General features: G+C 72.1%; 19 protein-coding genes. 12 read left to right on the top strand and 7 right to left on the bottom strand.

Annotated elements, in window-relative coordinates; translation table 11 throughout:
- Positions 1 to 163: 163 nt before the first annotated feature.
- Positions 164 to 979, bottom strand: a complete 816-nt coding sequence (locus ACVCAG_RS15580) for a crotonase/enoyl-CoA hydratase family protein (RefSeq protein WP_440084060.1) — start codon at positions 977 to 979, stop codon at positions 164 to 166.
- Positions 980 to 1,300: 321 nt separating this feature from the next.
- Here ACVCAG_RS15580 and ACVCAG_RS15575 point away from each other — a divergent pair, with 321 nt between their 5' ends.
- The 5 genes from ACVCAG_RS15575 to ACVCAG_RS15555 are packed head-to-tail and all read left to right on the top strand — an operon-like array spanning position 1,301 to position 7,544.
- The gene (locus tag ACVCAG_RS15575; protein WP_440084059.1) at positions 1,301 to 2,851 is read left to right on the top strand and encodes an acyl-CoA synthetase; all 1,551 of its coding nucleotides are present in this window, start codon (positions 1,301 to 1,303) and stop codon (positions 2,849 to 2,851) included.
- Positions 2,841 to 3,752: an OB-fold domain-containing protein gene (locus ACVCAG_RS15570; protein WP_440084058.1), complete on the top strand. Its 912-nt coding sequence runs from the start codon at positions 2,841 to 2,843 to the stop codon at positions 3,750 to 3,752. The genes ACVCAG_RS15575 and ACVCAG_RS15570 overlap by 11 nt, the downstream gene beginning before the upstream one ends.
- On the top strand, positions 3,753 to 4,784 hold the full coding sequence (locus ACVCAG_RS15565; RefSeq protein WP_440084057.1) for a thiolase domain-containing protein: 1,032 nt from the start codon (positions 3,753 to 3,755) through the stop codon (positions 4,782 to 4,784). It begins immediately after the preceding gene.
- 2 nt (positions 4,785 to 4,786) lie between these two features.
- Positions 4,787 to 5,938: a thiolase domain-containing protein gene (locus ACVCAG_RS15560; protein ID WP_440084056.1), complete on the top strand. Its 1,152-nt coding sequence runs from the start codon at positions 4,787 to 4,789 to the stop codon at positions 5,936 to 5,938.
- Between the two features lie 19 nt (positions 5,939 to 5,957).
- Entirely contained in the window at positions 5,958 to 7,544 is a 1,587-nt protein-coding gene (locus tag ACVCAG_RS15555) for an acyl-CoA synthetase (protein WP_440084055.1), read from the top strand.
- Positions 7,545 to 7,687: 143 nt separating this feature from the next.
- Here the strand turns inward: ACVCAG_RS15555 and ACVCAG_RS15550 are convergent, their stop codons facing one another.
- Complete coding sequence (locus ACVCAG_RS15550) at positions 7,688 to 8,593, bottom strand: methyltransferase domain-containing protein (RefSeq protein WP_440084054.1); 906 nt, start codon at positions 8,591 to 8,593, stop codon at positions 7,688 to 7,690.
- On the bottom strand, positions 8,590 to 9,183 hold the full coding sequence (locus tag ACVCAG_RS15545) for a DUF2249 domain-containing protein (protein ID WP_440084053.1): 594 nt from the start codon (positions 9,181 to 9,183) through the stop codon (positions 8,590 to 8,592). The genes ACVCAG_RS15550 and ACVCAG_RS15545 overlap by 4 nt, the downstream gene beginning before the upstream one ends.
- Positions 9,184 to 9,319: 136 nt before the next feature.
- Here ACVCAG_RS15545 and ACVCAG_RS15540 point away from each other — a divergent pair, with 136 nt between their 5' ends.
- Together ACVCAG_RS15540 and ACVCAG_RS15535 are read left to right on the top strand one after the other, a co-directional pair.
- Positions 9,320 to 9,769 carry a hypothetical protein gene (locus ACVCAG_RS15540; protein WP_440084052.1) on the top strand — a complete coding sequence of 150 codons (450 nt, stop codon included), beginning with the start codon at positions 9,320 to 9,322 and terminating at the stop codon, positions 9,767 to 9,769.
- Positions 9,770 to 9,919: 150 nt separating this feature from the next.
- On the top strand, positions 9,920 to 10,651 hold the full coding sequence (locus tag ACVCAG_RS15535) for a hypothetical protein (protein WP_440084051.1): 732 nt from the start codon (positions 9,920 to 9,922) through the stop codon (positions 10,649 to 10,651).
- Between the two features lie 103 nt (positions 10,652 to 10,754).
- On the opposite strand, the gene ACVCAG_RS15530 is transcribed toward ACVCAG_RS15535, so the two are convergent.
- Positions 10,755 to 11,075: a hypothetical protein gene (locus ACVCAG_RS15530; RefSeq protein WP_440084050.1), complete on the bottom strand. Its 321-nt coding sequence runs from the start codon at positions 11,073 to 11,075 to the stop codon at positions 10,755 to 10,757.
- A 301-nt stretch (positions 11,076 to 11,376) separates the two neighbouring features.
- Here ACVCAG_RS15530 and ACVCAG_RS15525 point away from each other — a divergent pair, with 301 nt between their 5' ends.
- From ACVCAG_RS15525 to ACVCAG_RS15515, 3 genes are all read left to right on the top strand, one after another.
- Positions 11,377 to 12,843 (top strand): aldehyde dehydrogenase (NADP(+)), encoded by a 1,467-nt coding sequence (locus ACVCAG_RS15525; protein WP_440084049.1) that lies wholly within the window; start codon positions 11,377 to 11,379, stop codon positions 12,841 to 12,843.
- A 394-nt stretch (positions 12,844 to 13,237) separates the two neighbouring features.
- Positions 13,238 to 14,839 (top strand): hypothetical protein, encoded by a 1,602-nt coding sequence (locus ACVCAG_RS15520; protein WP_440084048.1) that lies wholly within the window; start codon positions 13,238 to 13,240, stop codon positions 14,837 to 14,839.
- A 320-nt stretch (positions 14,840 to 15,159) separates the two neighbouring features.
- Positions 15,160 to 18,891: a family 78 glycoside hydrolase catalytic domain gene (locus ACVCAG_RS15515; protein WP_440084047.1), complete on the top strand. Its 3,732-nt coding sequence runs from the start codon at positions 15,160 to 15,162 to the stop codon at positions 18,889 to 18,891.
- A 117-nt stretch (positions 18,892 to 19,008) separates the two neighbouring features.
- Here ACVCAG_RS15515 and ACVCAG_RS15510 read toward each other — a convergent pair whose 3' ends face one another.
- Positions 19,009 to 20,349, bottom strand: a complete 1,341-nt coding sequence (locus tag ACVCAG_RS15510) for a pectate lyase family protein (protein WP_440084046.1) — start codon at positions 20,347 to 20,349, stop codon at positions 19,009 to 19,011.
- A 160-nt stretch (positions 20,350 to 20,509) separates the two neighbouring features.
- Positions 20,510 to 21,667, bottom strand: a complete 1,158-nt coding sequence (locus tag ACVCAG_RS15505) for a Gfo/Idh/MocA family protein (RefSeq protein ID WP_440084045.1) — start codon at positions 21,665 to 21,667, stop codon at positions 20,510 to 20,512.
- A gap of 264 nt (positions 21,668 to 21,931) precedes the next feature.
- Between ACVCAG_RS15505 and ACVCAG_RS15500 the strand changes: the two genes are divergently transcribed.
- Positions 21,932 to 22,903, top strand: coding sequence for a substrate-binding domain-containing protein (locus ACVCAG_RS15500; protein ID WP_440084207.1), 972 nt, complete (start codon positions 21,932 to 21,934; stop codon positions 22,901 to 22,903).
- The gene (locus ACVCAG_RS15495) at positions 22,900 to 23,853 is read left to right on the top strand and encodes an aldose epimerase family protein (protein ID WP_440084044.1); all 954 of its coding nucleotides are present in this window, start codon (positions 22,900 to 22,902) and stop codon (positions 23,851 to 23,853) included. The genes ACVCAG_RS15500 and ACVCAG_RS15495 overlap by 4 nt, the downstream gene beginning before the upstream one ends.
- 117 nt (positions 23,854 to 23,970) lie before the next feature.
- Here ACVCAG_RS15495 and ACVCAG_RS15490 read toward each other — a convergent pair whose 3' ends face one another.
- Positions 23,971 to 24,615, bottom strand: a complete 645-nt coding sequence (locus ACVCAG_RS15490; protein WP_440084043.1) for a LysE family transporter — start codon at positions 24,613 to 24,615, stop codon at positions 23,971 to 23,973.
- Positions 24,616 to 24,653: the final 38 nt, after the last annotated feature.

The raw sequence follows: 24,653 nt of genomic DNA, 5'->3' as shown, positions 1-24,653 counted from the left end.
GCAAGCCTGAAACCGTCGCCCTGTATGCCTCCCTTCTGGTGGCTGATCTCGTTCGGGCGTTGCGACCTGGCTGAACTTCGGTCTCGGTGGCTCGCGGGGCGTTCCTGACACCTGGTCCCGGTAGGTGGCCCGGGGCCACGCCGCGCGGGAAGACCGAGAGAGGTCATTCGCCCCGGTAGGCGGCCGGGCGCTTCTCGCGGAAGGCCCGGGAGCCCTCCTTGGCGTCCTCGGAGCCGATGACCGGCCAGCCGATGGCGTCGGAGACCTTCAGTGCCTCGTCCTCGGGCAGGCCCAGGGTCTCGCGGTAGGCGCGGAGGATGGCCTGGACGGCGAGGGGGCCGCACTCGGCGATCTGGGCGGCGATCTCCAGGGCGGCCGTCAGCGCCTCGCCGTCGGGGACGACCCGGTTGACCAGGCCCATGGCCAGCGCCTCCCGCGCGGTGACGGCGCGGCCGGTGAGCAGGATGTCCATGGCGAAGGCGTACGGGATCTGGCGGGGCAGGCGGATCGCGGAGCCGCCCATGGGGAAGAGGGCGCGACGGGCCTCGAACAGGCCGAGGGTGGCGGACTCGGCGACCACCCGCATGTCGGTGCCGACGAGCAGCTCGGTGCCCCCGGCCACGGCGTACCCCTCGACCGCGCAGACGATCGGCTTCGTCGGCAGCGCGCCGGAGTCGCGGAGCAGGCCCTTCCAGTGGAAGTCGGGGATGGCCGCGGCCCGCTCCCTGACCCGGGCGTCCTGCGACGGGCTGCCCATGGCCTTCAGGTCGGCGCCCGCGCAGAACGTCCCGTGCGCGCCGGTCAGCACGGCGACGCGGACCTCGGGCTCCTCCGAGACGTACGCCCAGGCGTCGGCCAGACCGACCAGCATGTCGGTGGAGAGCGCGTTCCTCGCCTCGGGCCGGTCCATGGTGACGACCACGACGTGACCGTCGCGCTCGACCCGGCAGTGCGGTGTGCTGATCGGCAGGAGTTCCACGGGACGACCTCCGTTGATTCACCAGGTGCTGATGGGAAATTCTGGATGCGTATCGTTCCCGCGCGGCCTGGCCGCCCGGGGTGGGACCGGGGTTCCGGCGACGCCGGGCGAGACGCCTTCCGGGGATGCCGGTCCTGCATTGAAAGGGCGGGGCCCGTGCTCAGTCAAGCGCTTGCTAGGCGTACCTCACGGGGTTAGTCTGCCCATGCGTACAAGAACAGATTCTTGTTCTAAATACCCCGTTCCGCCAGGGCTTGTCGCGATAAAGAGAACGTGATTCACTCCGGCGTGCCGGGGCCTTTCCAACCGAGAGGATTTCCGATGGGTACGCTCGGTTTCTGGAGATTGGCGCAGGCGGACCCCGAGTGGGTGGCCGCCGTCGACCCGGACGGCACCGAACACCGCGCCGGCGACCTGCTCGCCCGTGCCAACCGCCTCGTCCACGGCCTGAGGGAACTCGGCCTCAAGGCGGGCGACGGCATCTGCGGGCTCGTGCCCAACGGCTCCGACGGGCTCACCCTCTACCTCGCCGCCCTGCAGGCCGGCTGGTACTACACGCCGATCAACTGGCACCTCACCGGACCCGAGATCGGCTACATCGTCGCCGACAGCGAGGCGCGCGCCTTCTTCGTCCACGAGCGCTACGCCGAGGAGGGACTGCGCGGCGCCGCCGAGTCGGGCATCGCCGCCGAGCGCGTCTTCGCGTTCGGGCGGGTCGAGGGGGTGCGGTCCGCCGCGGAGCTGACCGACGGGCGACCGGACACCGCCCCCGCCGACCGTACGGCGGGCGCCACCATGCACTACACCTCCGGCACCACCGGCAAGCCCAAGGGCGTGCGCCGCCCGCTCAGCGGCCTGGACCCGGACGACGCCGCCGAGCTGATGTCGTTCCTGCTCACCCTGTTCGGCATCACCCCGGGCAAGGAGAACGTCCACCTGGTCACCTCGCCGAACTACCACACCGCCGTCACCCAGTTCGGGGGGACGGCCCTGCAGATGGGGCACACGCTCGTCTACATGGACAGGTGGGACGCCGAGGAGACGCTCCGGCTCTGCGAGAGGTACCGGGTCACCAACTCGCACATGGTCCCCACCCACTTCAAGCGCCTGCTCGCGCTCCCCGCCGACGTGAGGTCCAAGTACGACCTCTCCTCGCTCAGATGGATGATCCACGCCGCGGCCCCCTGCCCGGTCCCCGTCAAGTGGGCCATGTTGGAGTGGTGGGGCGACTGCATCTACGAGTACTACGCGGCCACCGAGGGCGGCGGCACCATCGCCACCCCGGAGGGCTGGAGGAGCCACCCCGGCACCGTCGGCACCGCCTGGCCGATCAGCGAGCTGCTCATCGTGGACGAGAACCTGGAGCCCGTGCCGACGGGGACCCCCGGCACCATCTACATGAAGATGATGGGCGTCCAGTTCGAGTACAAGGGCGACCCGGCGAAGACCGCGGCCAACCGGTTGCGCGACCACTTCACCGTCGGCGACATCGGCTACCTGGACGAGGAGGGCTTCCTCTTCCTCTGCGACCGCAAGGCCGACATGATCATCTCCGGCGGGACCAACATCTACCCGGCCGAGATCGAGAACGAGCTGATGGTCCACCCCAAGATCGCCGATGTGGCCGTGTTCGGCATCCCCGACGAGGAGTGGGGCGAGCAGATCAAGGCCGTGGTCGAGCCCGCGGCCGGCGTCGTCCCCTCGCCCGAGCTGGCGGCCGAGCTCGTCGAGTCGCTGCGGGGCCGCCTGTCGAGGATGAAGTGGCCGAAGTCCGTCGACTTCATCGCGGAGATGCCCCGCGAACCCAACGGCAAGCTCCTCAAACGCAAGCTGCGTGACCCGTACTGGGAGGGACACGAACGTGCCATCTAGCGAAGACACCCGGGCGCCGCTGCGGGCGCGGCACGTGCTGGAGTTCCCCGGCGGATACACGCGCACGACGGGACCGGTGATCGGGCGCTTCCTCACCGAGCTGCGGGACGGGCGGCTCGTCGGGGTCCGCACGGCGGGCGGGCGCACGCTGGTGCCGCCGCTGGAGTACGACCCGGAGACCGGCGACGCGGTGACCGGCGAGTTCGTCGAGGTCGGCCCGGCCGGCACCGTCGAGAGCTGGGCGTGGGTGACCACCCCGAGGAAGAACCACCCGCTGGACCGGCCGTTCGCCTGGGCCCTCATCCGGCTGGACGGCGCCGACACCTCGCTGGTGCACGCGGTGGACGCCGGGGACGTCAGGGCGATGCGTCCCGGGCTGCGGGTACGTCCCCGCTGGCGGGCCGGGCGCACCGGGCACGTCACCGACATCGAGAGCTTCGTCCCCGAGGTCACCAGGATCGTCTCCGAGGTCAGCGCCGAGTACACCGTGACGCCGGGCCTGGCGCTGACCCGCTTCCTGGAGGGGGTCGCCGAGGGCGTCCTCATCGGCTGCCGGTGCGGCACCTGCCACAAGGTCTACGTGCCCTACCGGCTGTCCTGCCCCGAGTGCGGGGTGGCGGTCAGCGAGGAGGTGGTCGTCCCGGACACCGGCACGATCACCACCTTCGCCATCAACAACCTGCCCGACCCGCGGGCCCCCGAGGTGCCGTTCGTCTCGGCGTACATCCAGCTCGACGGCACCGACATCCCGATGATCGCCCTGGTCGGCGGGATCCCGGCCCACGAGGTGCGCCAGGGCATGCGGGTGCGGGCCGTGTGGGTGCCCGAGGAGGAGCGGACGATGTCCATGTCGAACATCAAGTGGTTCGCCCCCACCGGCGAGCCGGACGCGGAGCTGTAGATGCGGGAGATAGCGGTCGTCGCGTTCGCGCAGACCCGGCACAGTGCCGTCGACGAGGGACAGAGCGAGGCCGAGCTCATCCTGCCCCCGCTGGAGGAGGTGAGGGCCGCCACCGGGCTGCGGAAATTCGGTTTCACCTGCTCGGGGTCGTGCGACTACCTGGCGGGCGCGCCGTTCTCGTTCGTCTCCGCGCTCGACGCGCTCGGCGCCTGGCCGCCGATCTCGGAGAGCCACGTCGAGATGGACGCGGCCTGGGCGCTGTACGAGGCCTGGGTCAGGCTCCAGCACGGCGACGTCGACTCGGCCCTGGTCTACGGCTTCGGCAAGTCGTCCCAGGGGGACCTGCGGGAGATCATGACGCTCCAGCTGGACCCGTACTACCTGGCCCCCCTCGGGCTGGACCAGGTCTCCTTCGCCGCGCTGCAGGCGTCGGCCACCGGGGCGGACCGGGCCGAGCTGGACGAGATCGTGCGGCGCAGCCGCGCCGACGGCAGGGCCAACCCGTACGCTCTCGACCTGCCGGACCCCATCCCGGATCCCACTGCGGAGGAGGCGGAGGTCGCGCCGCTGCGGCCGTACGACATCGCCCCGATCACCGACGGCGCCGCCGCGGTGGTGCTGGCGGCCGGTGACCTGGCCAGGGAGCTGTGCGAGCGCCCCGCGTGGATAACGGGGATCGCCCACCGTATAGAGCCGCACTACCTGGGCATGAGGGACCTCGCCCGGTCGGCCTCCGCCGCCGACGCCGCACGCGCGGCGGGGGCCGGCAAGGGTGACGTCGACGTGGCCGAGCTGCACGTCCAGTTCAGCCACGAGGAGCTCATCCTGCGCGAGGCGCTGGAGCTCCCCGAGGGCACGCGCGTCAACCCGAGCGGCGGCCCCCTCGCCGCGAACCCGGTCATGGCCACCGGCCTCATCAGGATCGGCGAGGCGGCCGGGCGCATCATGGACGGCACCGCGGGCCGCGCCCTCGGGCACGCCACGAGCGGCCCCTGCCTCCAGCACAACCTCGTCACCGTGATGGAGGCTTAGAGATGGGCAACCCCTGCGCGGTCATCGGTGTCGGCCAGACTCACTACACGACCAAGCGGCGCGACGTCTCCCTCGCCGGGCTGGTCCGCGAGGCGGCCCTGCGCGCGCTGGAGGACGCGGGCCTGACCTGGAAGGACATCGACGCGGTCGTCATCGGCAAGGCGCCCGACCTGTTCGAGGGCGTGATGATGCCCGAGGCCTACCTCGCCGACGCGCTGGGCGCCGCGGGCAAGCCGATGATGCGGGTGCACACGGCGGGCTCGGTCGGCGGGTCCACCGCGCTCGTCGGCGCCTCGCTGATCCAGGGCGGCGTGCACGACCGGGTGCTGGTGGTGGCGTTCGAGAAGCAGTCGGAGTCCAACGCGACCTGGGCCCTGTCCACCCACCTGCCGTTCAGCGCCTCGCTGGTCGTCGGCGCGGGCGGCTACTTCGCCCCGCACATCCGCGAGTACATCCGCCGCTCCGGCGCCCCCGGGCATGTCGGCCACCTGGTGGCCGTCAAGGACCGGCTCAACGCGCTGAAGAACCCGTACGCGCACCTCAAGATCCCCGGCATCGACCAGAAGATGGTCGAGTCGACCCCGATGCTCTGGGAGCCGATCCGCTACCTCGACACCTGCCCGTCCTCCGACGGCGCCTGCGCGATGGTGCTGGCCGCGGAGGACAAGCTCACCGGCAGCACCCCCGCCTGGGTCCTCGGCACCGCGATGCGCTCCGAGCCGATCTTCCGTGCGGGCCGCGACACCGTGAACCCGCAGGGCGGCAAGGACTGCGCGGCCGACGTCTACCGGCAGGCCGGGATCACCGACCCGCGCCGGGAGATCGACGTGGCGGAGGTGTACGTGCCCTTCTCCTGGTACGAGCCGATGTGGCTGGAGAACCTCGGCTTCGCCGCCGAGGGGGAGGGCTGGAAGCTCACCGAGTCCGGGGCCACCGCCCTGGACGGCGACATCCCGTGGAACGCCTCGGGCGGCGTGCTGTCGAGCAACCCGATCGGCGCCTCCGGGCTGATCCGGTTCGCCGAGGCGGCGCTCCAGGTGCGGGGGATGGCGGGGGAGCACCAGGTGGACGGCGCCAGGCGGGCCCTCGGGCACGCGTACGGGGGAGGCGCGCAGTTCTTCGCGATGTGGATGGTCGGCAGCGACAAACCCTGATCCCCCAGGAGGGGTGCGAATGGAGTTCAACCACGCGGATCTGTTCGAAGGACTCGCCGACGCGATCGGGGACCGCACGGCCGTCGTCTGCGGCGACCGGCGCGTGACCTACGCCGAGCTGGACGCGCACGCCAACCGGCTCGCCCACTTCCTCCAGAGCAGGGGCGTGCGCCCCGGGCAGCACGTCGGGATCCACCTGTACAACGGCGTCGAGTACGTGGCAGGTCTGCTGGCCGCCCTCAAGATCCGGGCGGTGCCGGTCAACGTGAACTACCGCTACGTCGAGGCGGAGCTGCTCTACCTCTACCGGGACTCCGACATCGTGGCCCTGCTGTTCGACGTGGAGTTCGACGCCCGGGTGGCGGCCACGGCCCCGGACGCCCCCCTCCTGGAACACCTGATCGCGGTGGGGGGACCGTCCCGGGTCGAGGGCGCGGTGCCGTACGAGGAGGCGCTGGCCGGGCAGCCGGAGACGCGCGGGTTCCCCGAGCGCTCGGGCGACGATCTCTACATCATCTACACCGGCGGCACGACCGGCATGCCCAAGGGCGTGATGTGGCGTACCGAGGACCTGTTCTTCGCCTTCGGCGGCGGCAACCCCTACGGCGAGCCGCGCGCCACCCCGGGCGAGGTGATCGAGGCGGCCGCCGCCGCGGGCGAGATGACCATGCTGGCCGCGGCCCCCCTGATGCACGGCGCCGCCCAGATGGGCACGTTCATCACCTGGTGCATGGGCGGCACGATCGCGTACGTCCGCAAGTTCGACGCGGCCGAGGTGCTGCGGACGATCGAGCGGGAGAGGGTCCTGACGCTCAACATCACCGGGGACGCGATGGCCCGGCCGCTGGTCGAGGAGATCGCCACCGGCGCCTACGACCTGTCCTCCCTGTTCGCGCTGAGCTCCACCGGCGCGATCCTCAGCGGTTCGGTGCGCGAGCGGCTGGAGGAGCTGCTGCCCGGCAAGATGATCATCGACAGCTTCGGCTCCACCGAGTCCGGTTACACCGCCTCGGCGGTTCCCGGCTCCTCGCCCGAGTCGGGGCTGCGCTACCAGCCGAACCCCCACGCCCGCCTGGCCGTGCTCAACGAGGTCCTGGAACCGGTCAAGCCCGGCTCGGACGAGCTGGGCACCGTGGCCAGGAGCGGCCGCATCGCCTCCGGCTACTACAAGGACGAGGCCAAGACGGCCCGCACCTTCGTGACGGACGGGGACGGGGTCCGCTGGCTGCTGACCGGCGACATCGCCAAGGTCGAGGAGGACGGCACCATCGCGATCTTCGGCCGGGGCTCCGCCTGCATCAACACCGGCGGGGAGAAGGTCTTCCCCGAGGAGGTCGAGGCGGTGCTCAAGGGCCACCCGGCGGTCTTCGACGCGGTCGTGACCGGCATCCCGGACGAGCGGTGGGGCAACCGGGTGGCGGCGGTGATCGAGCCGCGCCCCGGCACGGCGCCGACGGCCGAGGAACTGGAGGCCCACTGCCGGGAGAAGATCTCCGGCTACAAGGTGCCCAGGACCTTCGCCTTCGTCGACGAGATGGTCCGCTCCCCGGCGGGCAAGGCCGACTACCGCTGGGCCAGGACGACCGCCGAGGCCGCCCGTTCCTGACGGTCCTCCCGATGTCACCCGCCTCCCCGTGTCCCCTGGCGAGCCGATGAGCGGTCAGGGGCCCGGCGGTGGTTCTTCGGGCGACGAGGGCGACGGCGGTCGGGGGTCCGGCGGTGGTTTTCCAGCGATGACGGCGACGGCGGTCAGGGGTCCGGCAAGGGTTTTCTGGCGATGACGGTGACGGCGATCAGGTGGTCGCGGTGCAGCCGGAAGGTGCGGCGCATGGCGAGGACGCGTCGGCGGGCGTCGGGATTGGCGAGCAGGTTCCGGATGAAGCGCAGCGCGCCGAGCGGGCCCTCGTCGGCGATGATCCGCCGTGGCCGCAGCAGGGCCATGGGCGCGGTGTCGACCCGCTCGACGACCAGTCCGTGCGCCTGGAGCAGGGACCGCCATTCGGTGATCGTCTGAGGGCGGGCGTTGACCTTGACGGCCCGGGCGAGAGCCTGGCGGATGCCCGTCTTGGCCGCCTCGGGCAGCGGGTCGGGAGTGAGCCCGAGTTCGTGGACGGCGTAGCGGCCGCCGGGGCGCAGCAGGCGGGCGGCCTCGGCGACGACGGCGTGTTTCGCCCGGTCGCCCCGCATGGTGAGCATGGCCTCGCCGATCACCACGTCGGCCGAGGCGTCGGGCAGCCCGGTGGCGGCGGCGTTGCCGAGGACGACGCTGCCGTGCCCGGCGACGACGCTGCCGGCCGCGGCCACCGCCGCCGGGTCCTGCTCGACGCCGAGGTAGGAGCGCGGGTGCCGGTCGAGGATCTCCCGCGCGGTACGCCCGAGCCCTGGGGCGAGCTCGACCACGTCGGCACCGGTGATCCCCGCCCGGGCCAGGAGGACCCGGGTGAGTTCGGCGCCGCCGGGGCGCAGGACGCGTTTGCCGAGGCGGGCGAGGAGGGAGTGGCCCGGCGCGTCGCCGTCGGCGCGGTCACCCGGCAGGGATGCCCGGCCGGCCGTCCGTGGTTCGGGGCCGGTTGCCGGTGGTTTCGGGTCGCCCGCCCGTGGTCCGGGGCCGGTCGCCCGCGACCCGAGCGGGGGCGGAGGCGGGACCGTGGTCATCGGGCGGGGCCTCCGACGACGGGCTCCAGCACCAGAGCCTGGCGGCTGCGGTGGACGGTGAGGTAGCCCAGCCCGTCCGGTCCGGCGGTAAAGGCGCGCCGGGAGCGCCTGGGCAGCCACACCAGCGCGCCGGGCCGCAGGTCCAGGGTGTCGAGTTCGGTGGTGAGCCGGCCGGTGCCGTGCAGGACGTGCAGGAGGACGTCGAGATCCGGGCCGGTGTGCGCGTCGATGGTGGCCTCCGGGGCGAGCTGGATGACGTTGGCGTCCAGGTCGCGCTCGCGCATCTCCAGTTTCCAGGCCGCGCCGGTCACGCCAGGGGTGACCGTGCCGGTGTCGTGCAGGACGCGGGGCAGCGGGGTGGCGGCCAGTTTGGTGATCCGGATCCGCCAGGTCTTGGGGCCCTTGTCGAGATAGTCCCAGCTGTAGCCGCCGGGGTGCTCGGCGTCGAACTCGTCGCGCAGGTGCCGGGGATCGTGGTTGTTGACCAGCACGAAGGAGTCGCCGACGGCGAGGGCCCCGTAGGTCGCGAAGATCGTCGGATGCTTGTCGGGCTTGCTCAGGGGGCGTACGTCAAGTTCCTGGTCGTTCATGGTTTTTCCTCTCGTCCCCCTATTTATACAACTGGATTTTGTATAAACTCAAGTCCATGACCCATATGATCGGACAGCCGTGTGTGGCCGTGCCTGACTGGGCCCGCGTGGAGGAGCGGCCGGTGGAGGGCACGTCATGACCGAGATGCAGGCGTTCGCCATCGGCGCCGCCGTGACGTTCGTCTGGCTCGGCATGGTGCTGGCGATCTCCTTCCTGGAGGCGCCGCTGAAGTTCCGTGCTCCCGGTGTGACCACGAAGATCGGGCTCGGCATCGGACGGCTGGTCTTCCGCGCCCTCAACACGGTCGAGGCCGTGCTCGCCACCGTGCTCCTGAGCGTGCTGGCGGTCGAGACCGCCGTCGTCTCCAGCCTTCCGCCGTCCGGCGCCGTCACCCCGGCGGCGGTCGCGGTCCTGACCCTGGCCGTGCAACTGGCGGTGGTACGGCCACGGCTGGCGCGCAGATCCGACCGCATCCTCGCCGGCCGGGACGCGCCGCGCTCGAAGGGCCACCACGCCTACATCGCCCTGGAGGTCGTCAAGGTCGTCGCCCTGCTCGTCGCCGGGGTCGTGCTCCTGATGAGCTGAACGCCCCCCGCGTGCGGGTTCCCGGTCCGGGGAGGGCTGGAGGGGAGATGGGGAGGACCGGGAAGAAGCCGGGAGGGGCCGGGAGGGGGAAGGCCGCGTACTCCGGGGAGGCGTGAACCGCCCGGATGCCCGATCCGTTTCCGGGATGTGATGCGTTTTCTGCGGACCGTCGTCCTGCTCCCGCTCCTTCTCGTGGTCGGCTGCTCCGGGAACGGCACCACCGTCTCCGTCGAGACCACCGCGCCCGCCGGGGAACGGCCCGGTGCCGTCGTCGTCCGGTACGTCAGCTGCGGCGGGATGACGTGCGAGGGCGGCGACAGCATGAGCGTCACCGCCGACGGGCGGGCCGTCTCGCTGCGCGACGCGGAACTCGTCGTCGTCCCGCTCCCGGAGGCCGAACTGCGCGACCTGCGGGCCGGGCTCGTCGAATCCCTGGCCGGGCGGGAGGGCACGATCGACCGTACCGGAGGGGCCACCGACCAGCCCTTCGCGGTCGTCACCGTGGTGGACTCCGGCGGGAAGACCCACGAGACCCGGCTGGAGGGGACGCCGACGGCGGAGGACGAGCCGGTCGTCGCCGCCACCGAGCGCCTCTCGAAGCTGACCGCCAGGATCCGCTCCACCGGCACGCCCGACGTCACCGCGCCGATCACGGTGACGATGTACGAGGACCCGAGCGCCCGGCCAAGGCGGCAGGCGACCTGGCCCGAGGGGATCACCACGCCGATCGAGGCCGCGACCGGCGGCAATTTCGGCACCCGGACCTACCGGGGACGCGAGGCGACGACGCTGCGCACCGCCCTGGGGAAGGCGGGGGACAACGTGACGGTGGCCACCGGGGGCAAGACCCTGATCGCCCGCTGGGAGGCGGTGCTTCCGTGATTTCGGGTGGAACCCGCGTACCGTCCCCGTAACGCGAAGGGTTGTATTCAGGGCGAGCCGGTTCCGGATACAGGGGGCAGGCGTCGCCGGCCTTCGCGTTCGGCTATCGCGCCTGCCCGGTCGGCACCTGCCGCCACATCTCCCGCGCCTCGCGGAGCGTCCACCGCCCGGCGAAGGCGTGCTCTGGCGGCCTGTTCTGGATCATGTAGGCACCGCCGCAGGAGATCAACTCGTAGAAGACCATCCGGCAGGAGCATGTGTGCTCCACGACGCGGTAGCGACCCTGCGGTACCGAATCCCCGTCGAGCGTCTGGCGTTCCGAGGTGACGCGTACCGGGTGTGCGCTGACACCAGGGCAGGGCCATTCGCTGCGGGCGTCCTTCGGATCGCGGTTCGGGGTCTCGCGTGCGCCCCCGCTCGACACGGCATGTACAGAACCCTTTTCACCCTTTGGCAGGCGTCTGCCGGTGACAGCGTGATCACGAATCCTGCGTTCCTCTGAAGACGTGGAGAAAACCCTGGTCGGTAGGAAGACGGCCTGCGGTGCCGGTCGCGGTGGCGTTCCGAGCGGGACCGGCAGGGCATACACGTAGCGGATCGGTCAGGACGGAGGTGGAAGACGGCTGCGTCCCGCCTGCCCCGGCCGGTTGGTCTCTGGTTAGGAAAGCGCTTACCTTAGGAGGATGGTCCGGCGTGGCAGGATCCGTTGAGGAAAGGCTTTCGTTTTGATCCACTCAATCGACCCCAGGACCGGCGAGTCCGTCGGAGATCCCTTCCCCCTGACCTCGGACGACGAGGTGGACGCGATCGTCGGGGCGGCTCTCGCCGCCGGGTCCGCCTGGCGTTCCGCGGACCGGGCGGCGGCGCTCGACGCGGTCGCGGCGGCACTGGAGGTGAACGTCGAGGAGCTCTGGCGGGCGGCAGACGCGGAGACCGCGCTCGGGGAGACCCGGCTGCGCGGGGAGGTGGCGCGGGCCGCCGGCCAGTTCCGGCTCTTCGCCCAGGTGCTGCGGGACGGCGGGCACGTGGAGGCGGTGATCGACCACGCGACGGCCCAGCCGCCGGTCCCCGACCTGCGGCGGATGAACCACCCGCTGCCCGGCGTGGCCGGGGTCTTCGCGGCGAGCAACTTCCCGTTCGCCTTCTCGGTCGCGGGCGGCGACACGGCCTCGGCGCTGGCCGCCGGATGCCCGGTGGTGGTCAAGGCCCACGACGGGCATCCGGCCACGTCGGAGCTGTCGTGGCAGATCATCCGGCGCGCCCTGCCCGACCCGGACCTGCTCGGCCTGGTCCGCGGGCTCGACGCGGGGAAGCGGCTGGCCGTACACCCGTCCGTGGCGGCCGTCGGGTTCACCGGCTCCATCCCCGGGGGCAAGGCCATCCAGGCGCTCATCGCCGAGCGTCCCGACCCCATCCCGTTCTACGGCGAGCTGGGCAGCGTCAACCCCGTCGTCGTGCTGCCCTCGGCCGCCCGCGACGGCCTCGCCCAGGGCTTCGCCGCATCGCTCACCCTCGGCACCGGCCAGTTCTGCACCAACCCCGGGTTGGTGTTCGTCCCCGACGACGCCGAACTCCTGGTCTCCGTCTCCGAGGCGGTCTCCGGGACCGTGGGCGGGCCGATGCTCACCGAGCGGATGCAGGGCGGCTACCTGCGCGGGCTGGCCAGGCTCGGCAAGCTCACCCCGCTCGCCGAGGGGCGGCCGGGCGAGGGGGCGTTCGCGGTGACCCCGCAGGTGTTCGTCACCGATCTGGCGACGTTCGCCGCGGACCTGCCCGATCTCGTGGAGGAGTGTTTCGGCCCGGCCGCCCTCGTGGTCGTCTACCCCGACCCCGCGGACCTGCCTCCCGTACTGGAGAGGCTGGACGGCTCGCTGACCGCCACCATCCACGCGACCGACCCCGCCGAGGCGCGCGGGAGCGCCGAGGTGCTGCTCAAGAAGGCGGGGCGGCTGATCTGGAACGGCTGGCCGACCGGGGTGGCGGTCCGCTGGGCCATGCACCACGGCGGTCCCTGGCCCGCCAGCACGGCCGCCGCCCACACCTCGGTCGGCGCCGCAGCGATCCGCAGGTGGCTGGTGCCGACCGCCTACCAGGACTGGCCGGCCGAGCTCCTGCCGCCCGAGCTGCGCGACGACAACCCGCTGGGCATCCCCCGCCGGGTCGACGGGGTCCTCGTCGAGGGACGCGCCTGACATTTCCCGTCGCCTGACATTTCCCGTTGTCTGGCGGCCCCGCCGCCTGACGTTCCCGCCGGTCTCCGGGCACCCCGGAGACCGGCTCGGCGCCGTTCCCTTTCGCGTCGCTCACGTTTGTCTCGTCTCCTTTCGTGCAGCTCCCGTTCGCGCGGTTCCGGCCCGGCGTCTGCTGGTTCTTCGAGGTTGAGCGGGGCCGTCCACGCTAAGATCGCTCCCCGTGCTTCCGGATGGTTTATGGCGGATTATCAGGATTGGGATAGTAGGCCTGATCCTTGCGGCGGCGGCCGCGGGCCTGGTGCTCGGCGACGCCTGGCTCTGGATGGCCGCCGAATGGTCGCCGCCGCCCTATACGGAGGTTTACGCGCCCGACGGGTTTGACACCCCGACGACTGTGGCGCTGCTCGTGGCCGCCCTGGTGAAGGCCGCGCTCCTGTGGCTGATCCTGCGTGCCCCCGCGCCGGGACCGCTGGACCGCCGGGAAAAGGCGCTGCGCCGCCTGCTGTATCTGGCGGTGGCGTACACCCTCGTGCCGTGGTACCAGACCGGGCTGCTCCCCGACGCGGTCGAGGCGGCGCTGCAGCTCGCGCTGTGGACCGCGATCGACGTCCTCTACCTGCTCGTCATCCGCTGGCGGTCCCGCATACTGCGCGCGGCGGCCGGGGTGATGTTCGCGGCCGGGGTGGCCGGGATGGCCAACGAACTGCTCGACGAACTCGACCTTCCAGAACTTGGATCGGGCGTCGTCGTCGGACTGGGCCTGATGCTGGCCGGAGTGGCGGCGACCATCCTCACGATCGTCGGGCAGCGGCGCGACGGGCGGTGGAGCCTTGGCACGCTGGTCGCCGGGTGGTTGTCGCTGGGCGTCTACGCGCTGGTGATCCCGCTCAACTTCCTCACCGAGGGGATCTCCGGTGGGAGGCTGGCGATTCTGGTCATGATGGACGCGGCGGGGCTCGTCAGCACCGTGTGGATCGCGGCGACCGCCCGTGAAATGCCCGCCGGGGGCCACCCGGCGGACCTTCCGCCCGCGCGGCGGCGCGTGGTCCGCGTCGCGGTGGCGGCCGTGGCCGTACTGCCGGTCATCGCACTGATCCACCCGGAGCAGACCCCGCACCTCACCTACACCGGCTGGTCGATGGACTGCTATGCCCGGCCCAGCTTCGGCGACCTGAAACCCGCGGAACGCGACGCCGCGTTCCTGTGCCGGGCGCGGAGCACGGACGGCGGGGGCCCGCCCATGTTCCCGGACAGCCTGTCGGACCAGCAGATCCTCGCCTCCGGGCGGGCGCTGTGCCGTGCGAAGGACCCCGACGAGCAGAAGGCGATCCTGACGCGGGCCGGGAGCGAGCGGTCCGCCTGGGGCGTGGACCGGTGGGACCTCGTCTACATCTGCCCGGAGATCGTCGGCGCGACCCATCCCGAGCTGCTGCGGTCGACCGCGGAGGCGGAGGCGGCGAACACCGCCTACATCGCCGAGGAGAACGCGAAGTGCCGCGACCCGTGGCCCCGGACGAAGGGGGTCGTCCAGGCCACGGCCAAGTACTTCCTGTTCGCCGACGGCGATCACGGCTATCAGGTCCACGACCCCGAGGACGAAACGGCCGGCGAGGCGGCGGAGCAGGCGATAGACAGGCTCTACGACGACAACACCCTCATCGGGGTGGCCGGTAGCACGGTGCTCATCGGGCACATCGAGGACGTCATCGATCTGTGCCTTACGGTGAAGGCCCTGCGCACCGCGCCACCACGGCGGACGGCCGGATGGGATCAGGTCAACGAGGTGCCGATCGTCAGCCGCAGCGGCAGGCTCACCGTGCCGGAGATGGGCGAGGGCGGGGACGTGGGCGCGGGTGCCCCGATGCCGAACCTGGCGATCGCGGGGAAGGGCCGCTATCGGCTCCGTGTCTACGTGCGGGTCGACGCGGGGGAGGAGCGGCACCTGGTCGTCGTGTTCCCGGGTGCGTCGAGGAAGAGGCTCACGCTGAAGCCGTGAGCGGTGGCGGGACGCGTACGGCTTCCGCGACCCCGCGAACCGGCGGTTCCGCACCCGCCGCGCCACCCCTCGCAGGAGCCGTGGACGCCTCGGCCCTGCCTGACCTCCCAAGGCCGGGTCTGTTTCGGCTTGCTCTAACACCTAATTAAAACGTAACAACAAAAAGAGTCTTACCAGAGTGTGGTTCTGTCGGAAATGTCGTGTTAATCGGCCATTGACGGTCACGAAATGCTGATCTACTGTCCAGTCAGCTTTAAATCGATTTACTCCGTCTTGGTTCGCCCTGCCTTTTCGCCCCCCACGGATCGCAAGGAGACGGCATGCCATTCCCCTCCCTCCACCCTGGCCGGTTACGCACGGTCCTCTGGACACTGGCCCTCTGCGCGCTGGTGGCGGGGCTGCTGCCCGCCGTCGCCGCCCCGGCGCGGGCCGCCGCCCCGGTCGGGCTCGCCGGGGCGAGCTGGATCTGGTCCCCCGGCGGCGACGCGCGGCAGTCCGTCCCCGCCGGCACCCGCTACCTGCGGCGTACGTTCACCGTCCCGGCGGGCGCCGTCACCGAGGCGCAGCTCGTCGCGACCGGGGACGACACCCTCGACGTCTGGCTCAACGGGGTCCCGCTGGCGACCTCGCCCCGGGCCGAGCACTCCTGGCGGCGGTCGCTCTACGTCGACCTCGCCGCCGCCGTCCGCTCCGGCGCCAACACCCTCGCCGTGGCGGCCCGCAACACCTCGGCCGGAGCGGCCGGGGTGATCGGCAGGCTGCGGGTCGTCACCGCGGGCGGCACGGTGGAGCTGGTCACCGACGGCGCGTGGAAGGCCGCCGAGACGGTCACCCCCGGCTGGACCGAGCCCGGGTTCGCCGACTCCTCCTGGCCCGCCGCCGCCGTCTCCGGGGCGTACGGCATCACCCCCTGGAACAGCGACGTCGCCGCCCCCGACCTCGCCGCGGCCTCGCCGCTGACGGTCACCGCGCCCGTCACCGAACGCCGGGCCACCCCGATCGGCGTCGACACCGCCCGGCCCCGGTTCGGCTGGCAGCTCACCTCGAGCGCCCCCGGGCAGATCCAGGCGGCGTACCAGATCATCGTCGCCTCGACGGAGGCCCGCGCGCAGGCCGGTACCGGCGACGTGTGGGACAGCGGGCGCGTCGCGTCGGGGAAGTCGGTGGACGCGGCCTACGAGGGCGGCGCGCTGGCCTCCCAGACCCGCTACCACTGGCGGGTACGGGTCTGGGACACCCAGGGCCGCGCCGCCGGGTGGGGCCCTGCGCACTGGTTCGAGACCGGCCTGCTCGCCCCGGCGACGGAGTGGCGGGCGGCCTTCGTCGGCGCGCCCGGCACCGCTCCCGGTCTGTCCGGTGCGAGCTGGATCTGGTACCCGGAGGGCGACCCGGCGGTGAGCGCGCCGCAGGCCACCCGGTTCCTACGCCGCCAGTTCACGCTCCCCTCGGGGGCGATCACCCGGGCCAGGCTCACCGTCACCGGCGACGACACCGCCGACGTGTGGGTCAACGGCGTCCAGGTCAGCACCTCGCCGCGCGCCACCGACTCCTGGAAGTCCGCCGCGGTCGTCGACGTCGCCTCCCGGCTCCAGGCCGGGACCAACACGCTGGCCGTCTCCACCCAGAACACCACCGTCTCCCCGGCCGGGGCGATCGCCGCGCTGGAGGTCGTCGCCGGCGGCGCCACCACCCGGATCGTCACCGACGGGGCGTGGAAGGCCTCGCAGAGCGGCCCGTCCGGCTGGCAGCAGCCGGGCTTCTCCGACGCCTCCTGGCCCGCGGCCCGGGTCGTCGCCGCCTACGGCTCAGGGCCGTGGGCCTCGAACGTCTCGGCCGCCGAGGCGGCCCCGTACGTCAGGAAGGGGTTCGCGCTCGGCAAGCCGGTGGCCGAGGCGCGGTTGCTGGTCACCGCGCTGGGCCTGCACGAGACCCGGATCAACGGAACGAGGGTCGGCGAGGAGGTCCTCGCCCCGGGCTGGACCGACTACGACAAGCGCCTGGCCTACCGCGCCTTCGACGTGACCTCGCTGGTCCGCCAGGGCGACAACGCCGTCGGCGCGCAGCTCGGCCGGGGCTGGTACGCCGGATCGCTCGGCTTCGCCGGAAGCCAGAAATACGGCACCCAGCCCTGGTACTCGGCGCAGCTGCGGGTCCGCTTCACCGACGGCACCGAGACCACCGTCCTGACCGACTCCTCGTGGCGGACCGCGCCGGGACCGATCACCGCCGACGACCTCTACCACGGCGAGGAGTACGACGCCCGCGCCGCCCGCACCGGCTGGGACACCTCCGGGTTCGACGACTCCGGCTGGAGCGCGGTAAGGGTGCGCGCGGAGGCCGAACCCACCCTCGTGGCGGCCGTCGACCCGGGCGTGGTCGTGCAGCAGGACATCGCCGCGCGGTCGGTGACCCAGCCGAGGCCCGGCGTGTGGGTGGTCGACCTGGGGCAGAACTTCACCGGCTGGAACCGGTTGCGGGTACGCGGCCCGGCGGGCACCACGGTGACCATGCGGCACGCCGAGGTGCTCAACGCCGACGGCACGATCTACACCGCCAACCTGCGCGCCGCCCGGCAGACCGACAGGTTCACCCTCGCCGGGACCGGCGCGGACGAGGTGTACGAGCCGAGGTTCACCGTGCACGGATACCGGTACGTGGAGCTGACCGGCTTCCCCGGCACGCCGACCACCGCGAGCCTCACCGGCCGGGCCGCCTGGACCGGCGGCGCGCCGACCGGCGTCTTCGACTCCTCCAGCGCGCTGGTCGACCGGCTCCAGCACAACATCGTGTGGGGCGCCCGCTCCAACATGCTGTCGGTGCCCACCGACTGCCCGCAGCGCGACGAGCGGCTCGGCTGGACCGGCGACATCGCGATCTTCGCGCAGACCTCGACGTTCAACTTCGACGTCCACGGACTGCTGGACAAGTTCTCCGACGACCTGACCGACGCCCAGCGCGCGGACGGCGCCTTCACCGACGTGGTCCCCGACGTCTGCTGCGGCGCGGGCAAGGCGGGCTGGGCGGACGCGGGCGTCATCGTGCCGTACACGCTGTGGCAGCGCTACGGCGACCTGCGCGTCGTCGACGAGCACTACGCGGGGATGAAGCGCTGGGTCGACTACTCGCGTTCCACCTCGGGGTCCGACCTGATCCGCAACCAGGACACCTACGGCGACTGGCTGAACGTCGGCGACAACACCGCCAACGACCTGATCTCCACCGCCTACTTCGGGTACAGCGCCCGGCTGCTGTCGCGGATGGCCGCGGCCACCGGGCGGACCGCCGACGCCGCCTCCTACGGCACCCTGGCCGACCAGGTGGCCCAGGCGTTCACCGCCAGGTTCGTCGCCGCCGACGGAACCGTGTCGGGCGACACCCAGACCGGGTACGTGCTGGCGCTGTCGTTCGGGATGGTGCCGCAGAACCGGGCCCAGGCGGTGGCGGACAGGCTCGCCGCGAAGGTGGCCTCGCGTGACGGCCACCTCAGCGTGGGCTTCCTGGGCGTGGAGAACCTGCTGCCCGTGCTGGCCGAGAACGGCCACCTCGGCACCGCGTACCAGATCCTGCTGCAGCCCGACTATCCCGGCTGGGGATACATGAGCAGTCGCGGGGCGACCACGATCTGGGAGCGCTGGGACGGCATCCGCACCGACGGCTCCTTCCAGGACCCGGGGATGAACTCCTTCAACCACTACGGCCTCGGCTCGGTGGGCGACTGGCTGTACCGGACGGTGGGCGGTCTGGGCCCCGACACCCGCGACCCCGGCTACCGCCGGATCACGATCGCGCCGCGCCCCGGCGGCGGGCTCACCTCGGGCAGGTCCGACCTGCGGACGCCGTACGGCAGGGCGCTCAGCGACTGGTCGATCGGGGGCGGGACGCTGACGCTGCGGGTGGAGATCCCGGCGAACGCCACGGCCACCGTCCGGGTCCCCTCGGCCTCGGCCGCGGCGGTCACCGGCCCGCCGGAGGCGGTGCCCGTGGGCCACGAGGGCGGCGCGGCCGTCTTCCGGCTCGGCGCCGGCTCGTACACCTTCACGGCGCCCGCCTGACAGGCGGGAACACCCGCGGGCCCCGGGGAGCCGGGGCCCGCGGGGGCGGACCCGGGTGCCGTCCGGGGGCGCGCGGCGGTCCTCGGCGGACCGCCGCACGCTCGCGTGCGGCGGCCGTCAGCGGATCTCGCCCACGCCCGCGTGCCGGGAGACCGAACGGATCACCGACGAGGCCGGGTCGATCCCGGTGTGCAGGGTCGGGGTCCAGCCCGCGTCCGTGCCGAGGTCGGGGTCGTTGACGGCGTTGTGGACGGCGACGAGGTCGACGGGGGCGACCCGGCCGCCGACGCGGAGCAGGTTCCCCCGCGCGGTGAGGGCGGTGCCGCCCCAGTTGTAGAGGAGGTCCGCCGGGTCGACCGCCCGGCCCAGCCGGAAGAGGTTGTTCTCGGCGAAGATCTTCGACTGCACGCCCACGCCGAGGGCGTACTGGAAGGTGGAGGCGTCGGGGATCTCGTAGTAGTTGTTGTAGACGTGCACCTGGCCGAAGCGCACGCGCGGGAGCCGCTGCAGCACGTTGTCGAAGTGGTTGTGGTGGACGGTGACGTTCAGCTTGCCCGTGTCGTTCGCCGGGTTGTTGGTCGAGCCGATCAGCATCGTCTTGTCGTGGCCGGAGAACCGGTTCCAGGAGGCCGTGACGAAGGTGGAGGCGTGGGTGATGTCGAGCTGCCCGTCGTGCACCTGGTAGGGCCTGCCGAAGTACCGCGGCTGCCCGGAGTCCGGGTTGTCGCCGTCGGTGAAGGTGTTGTGGTCCACCCACACGTGCGTCGAGCCGGTCACCGAGATGTTGTCGTAGAGGGAGTTCCAGTTGCCCTCGGCGCCGTCGGTCGGGGTCCACCGCGGGAAGCAGTCGGCGGTGTCCTCGAAGAGGATGTTGCGGATGATGACGTTGTCGACCTTGTCGACGTGCAGGTTGACGCCGCGGATCCGCGCGTTCCCGCCGAGGCCGACGATGGTGGTGTCGGAGCCGACCTTGAGCTTGATATCGGCGGTCTGCCTGGCGGCCGAGGCGACGCGCGCGTCCTCCAGCGGGCCGGAGGGGTCGGTCTCCCTGCCCCACACCGCGGGGTCGTACGCGGCGAGGTAGGCCTCCAGGGTGTAGCCGCCGGTGGCGTAGTCGGCGCAGGTCCTGTCGGTGTCGACCGTCCCCTTCACGTAGATGATCTTCGGCGAGGGGGCGGCGAGCGCGGTGGCCAGCTCGGTGCGGGTGGAGACGGTGTGCACGTTCGACGCGGGCGCGGCGGCGCCACCGGTCGTGCCGGGGCCCTCGGCGGCCCAGCCGTCGTTCGCGGGCAGGGTCCGGCGGCCCAGGTCCGGCCGCCGGCCGGCGGTCTCCGGCGAGGTGGTGCCGCCGGAGGCGGTGGTCTCCGGGATGTCGGCCCTCAGGGCGGTGGCGGACGCGGGCGGGGCGGCGAGGATCGCCAGGGACAGCAGGGTGGTGAGCGCGACGGCTCGTTTCACGGGAATTCCTCCGCGGGTCAGGTGGGAGGGAGGCTCCGTACGGCCCCCGAGAGCCTTCCGGATGGTGGAGGCGGGCGCGCCCAGGTCAGGGATGGACGCGCCCGCCTCGCTGTGACGGCTCGGCCGCCGTCGCGCCGCGTGTACGACGCCTGCGCTTCGGTCAGCCTGGCCGCGAACGTGTCCAGGAGGTTCCGGGGGCCGGGCCGCCGCCGGAGGGCGGCCGCCCCACCCCGGGACGGCGCTCGCTCCAGGGCACCCGGAGTTCCGAGTAGAGCGCCAGCCGTTCCGCGCTCGTCGCCGTCACCTCGGCGATCCTGGGCAGCACCCGGCGCTCGTCGCCGATCTCCTGGAACACGTCAGGTATGGCCAGGGGCTCGGGCGCCAGCCGCACCGCGTCGAGGACGCGCATGAAACCGGCGGTCCTCTCCAGCGGTACGAGCAGGCCGGTGCCGTCGCGGACGTGCGCGACGAGGTTCTCCAGCAGGTCGGTTCTGGGGTGGACGATCGAGGTCCCGTCGAACTCGACCCGGTCCTCGGTGTAGGTCAGCCGGATCCGCCCGCTCTCGCCGTGCACGATGAGGTACGGCTCGTGCCGCCGGTCCGCGCACAGCGAGACCGCGACCGTCACGACCGTCCCGTCGTCCATCCGTATCCGCGCGCACGAGGTGTCGTCCGCCTCGATCATGTTGGCCCGGTAGAGCTCGACCTCGACGTCCTCGACCTCGGCGCCGGAGACGGCCAGCGCGGTCGCGGTGGCGTGCGCGAGCGGGTTGGTGAGGACGCCGTCCATCACGGGAACGCCGCCGACCTCGCGCCTCCCGGCCCACGGCGTCCGGCCGTAGTAGGAGTAGGGGCGCTCCCAGGCGCCCGCCGCGCCGATCCCGGTGACCCGGCCGATCGCCCCTTCGGCGACCATCCGCCGGACGGCCGGGATCGCCTCCGAGCCCAGGCTCTGGAATCCCACCTGGCAGGCGAGCCCGGTCTCCCCGGCCACCGCGACGATCCGGAGGTAGTCCGCGTACGTGGCGGCGGGCGGCTTCTCCAGCAGGACGTGCGAGCCGGCGCGCAGCGCCTTCTCCGCCAGCTCGGCGTGGGTGTGGATGGGCGTGCACAGGATGGTCACCTCGGCGCCGGTGCGTCCGATCAGCCCGGCCAGGTCGCCGGAGAACTCGGTCCCCTCGGGCAGGTCGCCGACGGGCCGCACGTCGCACACCCCGGCCAGGTCCACCAGCCCGGCCTCGGCCAGCCGCCGGACGTTCGACAGGTGCCACCAGCCGTGCCCGTGCGCCCCGGCGAGCACCACGCGAACCGGTTCCATCACGCCACCTCCCATCGCGGTCCCGGACTCCAATGTCCTGCAACCGGTTGCAAGAAACATTGAGGACATCTTCCGGCAACGTCAAGGGCCCAATTTGGTAAATCACTCCTCATCTGCGGATTTTTCGGTATTTCTGATAGTCGGCGGTGTGCAACCGATCCCGTACCGCTTCGCAAAGCATCTGATTCCGGCGTTGACAGTCACGCAACCGCTTGCACTAATGTGCTTCAGGGCCCCGGTGCCGGGCCAGGGCGAAGGAGCATGGTGGCAGCGACGATCAGGGACGTGGCGCGGGCGTCGGGGGTGCACGTCTCGACGGTGTCCCGCACCTTCTCGGCGCCGCATCTGGTCAACACCGAGACCCGCAGCCGCGTGCTCGCCGCCGCCGAGGATCTCGGCTACCGCCCCAACCGCGCCGCGCGGGCCCTCACCACCGGCAGGACCCACAACATCGGCCTCATCGTCGCCGACATCTCCAACCCGTTCTTCCCGCCGCTGATCAAGGCCGCCCAGGCGCACGCCAGGGCCCGCGACTACCACGTGTTCGTGGCCGACACCGACGAGGACCCGCAGGTCGAGGAGGAGCTGATCCAGACCCTCGCCAAGCAGGTCGACGGGGTCCTGCTCTGCAGCCCCCGGCTGTCCAACCGGGCCATAGAGCGGCTGCACGCCGACGTGCCGTTCGTGGTGGTCAACCGGCGGATGAAGGGCCTGCCGACGATACTGATGGACGTCGGCCAGGGCGCCCGCCTCGCGATCGAGCACCTGACCGGCCTCGGCCACCGCAGGATCGCCCTGCTCTCCGGGCCGAGCGGCTCGTGGACCAGCGGCGAGATGCGCGCTGCCGCGACCGCGATGGACGGCGTCGAGCTGGTCACCCTCGGCCCGAACGCGCCCACCGAGCAGGGCGGCCTCGCCGTCGCCGGCGAGGTGGTCGCCTCCGGGGTGACGGGCGTGCTCGCCTACAACGACCTGGTGGCCATCGGGCTCATCGAGGGCCTGTACGAGCGCGGCGTGCGCGTCCCCGACGACATCAGCGTGGTCGGCGTCGACGACATCGTGTCCGGGCGGCTGAACCGGCCCAAGCTGACCACCGTGGCCATGCCCACGGCCGCCGCCGGGCGGATGGCGGTGGACCTGCTCCTGCAGTCGTTCGGCGACGGCGCCACCACTACCCTGGCCACTCTGGACACCAGCCTGGTCGTCCGTGAATCCACCGGAGAGGTGCGCACATGAGCTTCGGAACCACCCCGTCGGGTGAGCGGGTCGAGCGGCACGTGCTGTCGAACGGGCGGATGCGCGCCGCGATCCTCAGCTACGGGGCGATCCTGCAGTCGCTGGAGGTCTCCGGCGTCGACGTCGTCCTCGGCTACGACAACCTCGGCGACTACCTGACGCGCAGCCGCTACTTCGGCGCCGTGGTCGGCCGGTACGGCAACCGCATCGCGGGCGGGCGTTTCACCCTCGACGGGCGCGACCACGAGCTGCCGGTCAACAACGGCCCCAACAGCCTGCACGGCGGGACGCACGGCTTCGACACCCGGGTGTGGCGGATCACCGGCGCCTCGGACACCACCGTGACCCTGGAGCACGTGAGCCCGGACGGCGAGCAGGGCTACCCCGGCACGCTCACCGTCTCGGTCACCTACACGCTGACCGGCGACGCGATCCGGCTCGACTACCACGCGGCCACCGACGCGCCGACCGTGCTGAACCTCACCAACCACTCCTACTTCAACCTCGCCGGGGGCGGTGACATCCTCAAGCACGTGGTCCGCATCGACGCCGACCACTACCTGCCGGTCGACGCCACGCAGATCCCGACCGGGGAGCTCGCCCCGGTCGCCGGCACCCCGTTCGACTTCACCTCGCCGTACGAGATCGGCGAGCGGATCGCCGACCCCCGGCTGGGGGGCGGCTACGACCACTGCTACGTCCTGCGCGGCGGCATCGAGGTCCGCGAGCCGGCCGGAGGGCTCACCATGGAGGTCACCACCACCGAGCCGGGCGTGCAGTTCTACACGGGCAACTTCCTGGACGGCGTCGCCACCGCGTACGAAAAGCACGCGGGCCTGTGCCTGGAGACCCAGCACTTCCCCGACTCGCCGAACCAGCCCCACTTCCCCTCGGCGGTCCTGCGCCCCGGCGAGCGGTTCGCCTCCACCACGACCTACCGCTTCGTCTGACGGGCCCCGGGCGGGGTCCTTCCCCCGGCAGGTCCCGGGGCCGATGTCCGGCCGGGCTCCCCGGCGGGCCGGGAGGGGAAGGCCGGGGGGGGCGGCGGGGACGCCGAGGCTCGCGACTCAGGCCTTGGCCACGGAGTTCTCGCCGCCGAAGGCCGCGAGGGCTCCCAGGCCGAGATAGACGAGGCCGCTGGTGACGTCCAGCCGGCGGCGGGCGCGGGCCGAGCGGCGCAGGCGGCCCGCCATGGCCGAGGCGAGCAGGGCGAAGGCGCCGTCGCTGGCCATGCCGAGCACCGTCCAGATCAGGCCGAGCAGCACGATCTGCGGGGCGATCGGCCCGGCCTCCGGATCGGCGAACTGCGGCAGGAAGGCGAGGAAGAAGATCGCGGTCTTCGGGTTGAGCACGTTGACCACGAAGCCCTCCCAGAACATCCGGGATCTGGTCGCGGTCCGCGGCTCGAAGGACTCCTCCCCGTTCGAGCGGGTCATGAGCTTGCGCACGCCCAGCCAGACCAGGTAGGCGGCGCCGAGATACCTCACGATCGTGAACCCGGTCGACGAGGCGGCGAGCAGGGCGCTGATGCCCAGGGCGGCGGCGGCCACGTGGACCAGCGAGCCGAGGTGGATGCCGAGCACCGACACCAGCCCGGCGGACCGGCCCTGGGCGACGCTGCGGGTCACGATGTAGAGCACCGCCGGCCCCGGCACGAGCAGCAGGGCGAGGGTCGCGGCGGCGAAGAGCGCGAGTGTCGACAAATCCGGCATATCCGGATCGTAGGGGCCCCGGTTCCGCCGGCGCCTCG

This window comes from Streptosporangium sp. G12, assembly GCF_052983175.1.
This window is presented reverse-complemented; position numbering and strand designations above follow the sequence as displayed.

Coding starts and splice junctions, on each gene's coding strand:
- ACVCAG_RS15560 (WP_440084056.1), top strand. CDS start 4,787: ATGGGCAACCCCTGCGCGGTCATCGGTGTCGGCCAGACTCACTACACG.
- ACVCAG_RS15515 (WP_440084047.1), top strand. CDS start 15,160: ATGCCATTCCCCTCCCTCCACCCTGGCCGGTTACGCACGGTCCTCTGG.
- ACVCAG_RS15555 (WP_440084055.1), top strand. CDS start 5,958: ATGGAGTTCAACCACGCGGATCTGTTCGAAGGACTCGCCGACGCGATC.
- ACVCAG_RS15575 (WP_440084059.1), top strand. CDS start 1,301: ATGGGTACGCTCGGTTTCTGGAGATTGGCGCAGGCGGACCCCGAGTGG.
- ACVCAG_RS15535 (WP_440084051.1), top strand. CDS start 9,920: ATGCGTTTTCTGCGGACCGTCGTCCTGCTCCCGCTCCTTCTCGTGGTC.
- ACVCAG_RS15550 (WP_440084054.1), bottom strand. CDS start 8,593: ATGACCACGGTCCCGCCTCCGCCCCCGCTCGGGTCGCGGGCGACCGGC.
- ACVCAG_RS15495 (WP_440084044.1), top strand. CDS start 22,900: ATGAGCTTCGGAACCACCCCGTCGGGTGAGCGGGTCGAGCGGCACGTG.
- ACVCAG_RS15505 (WP_440084045.1), bottom strand. CDS start 21,667: ATGGAACCGGTTCGCGTGGTGCTCGCCGGGGCGCACGGGCACGGCTGG.
- ACVCAG_RS15490 (WP_440084043.1), bottom strand. CDS start 24,615: ATGCCGGATTTGTCGACACTCGCGCTCTTCGCCGCCGCGACCCTCGCC.
- ACVCAG_RS15540 (WP_440084052.1), top strand. CDS start 9,320: ATGACCGAGATGCAGGCGTTCGCCATCGGCGCCGCCGTGACGTTCGTC.
- ACVCAG_RS15565 (WP_440084057.1), top strand. CDS start 3,753: ATGCGGGAGATAGCGGTCGTCGCGTTCGCGCAGACCCGGCACAGTGCC.
- ACVCAG_RS15545 (WP_440084053.1), bottom strand. CDS start 9,183: ATGAACGACCAGGAACTTGACGTACGCCCCCTGAGCAAGCCCGACAAG.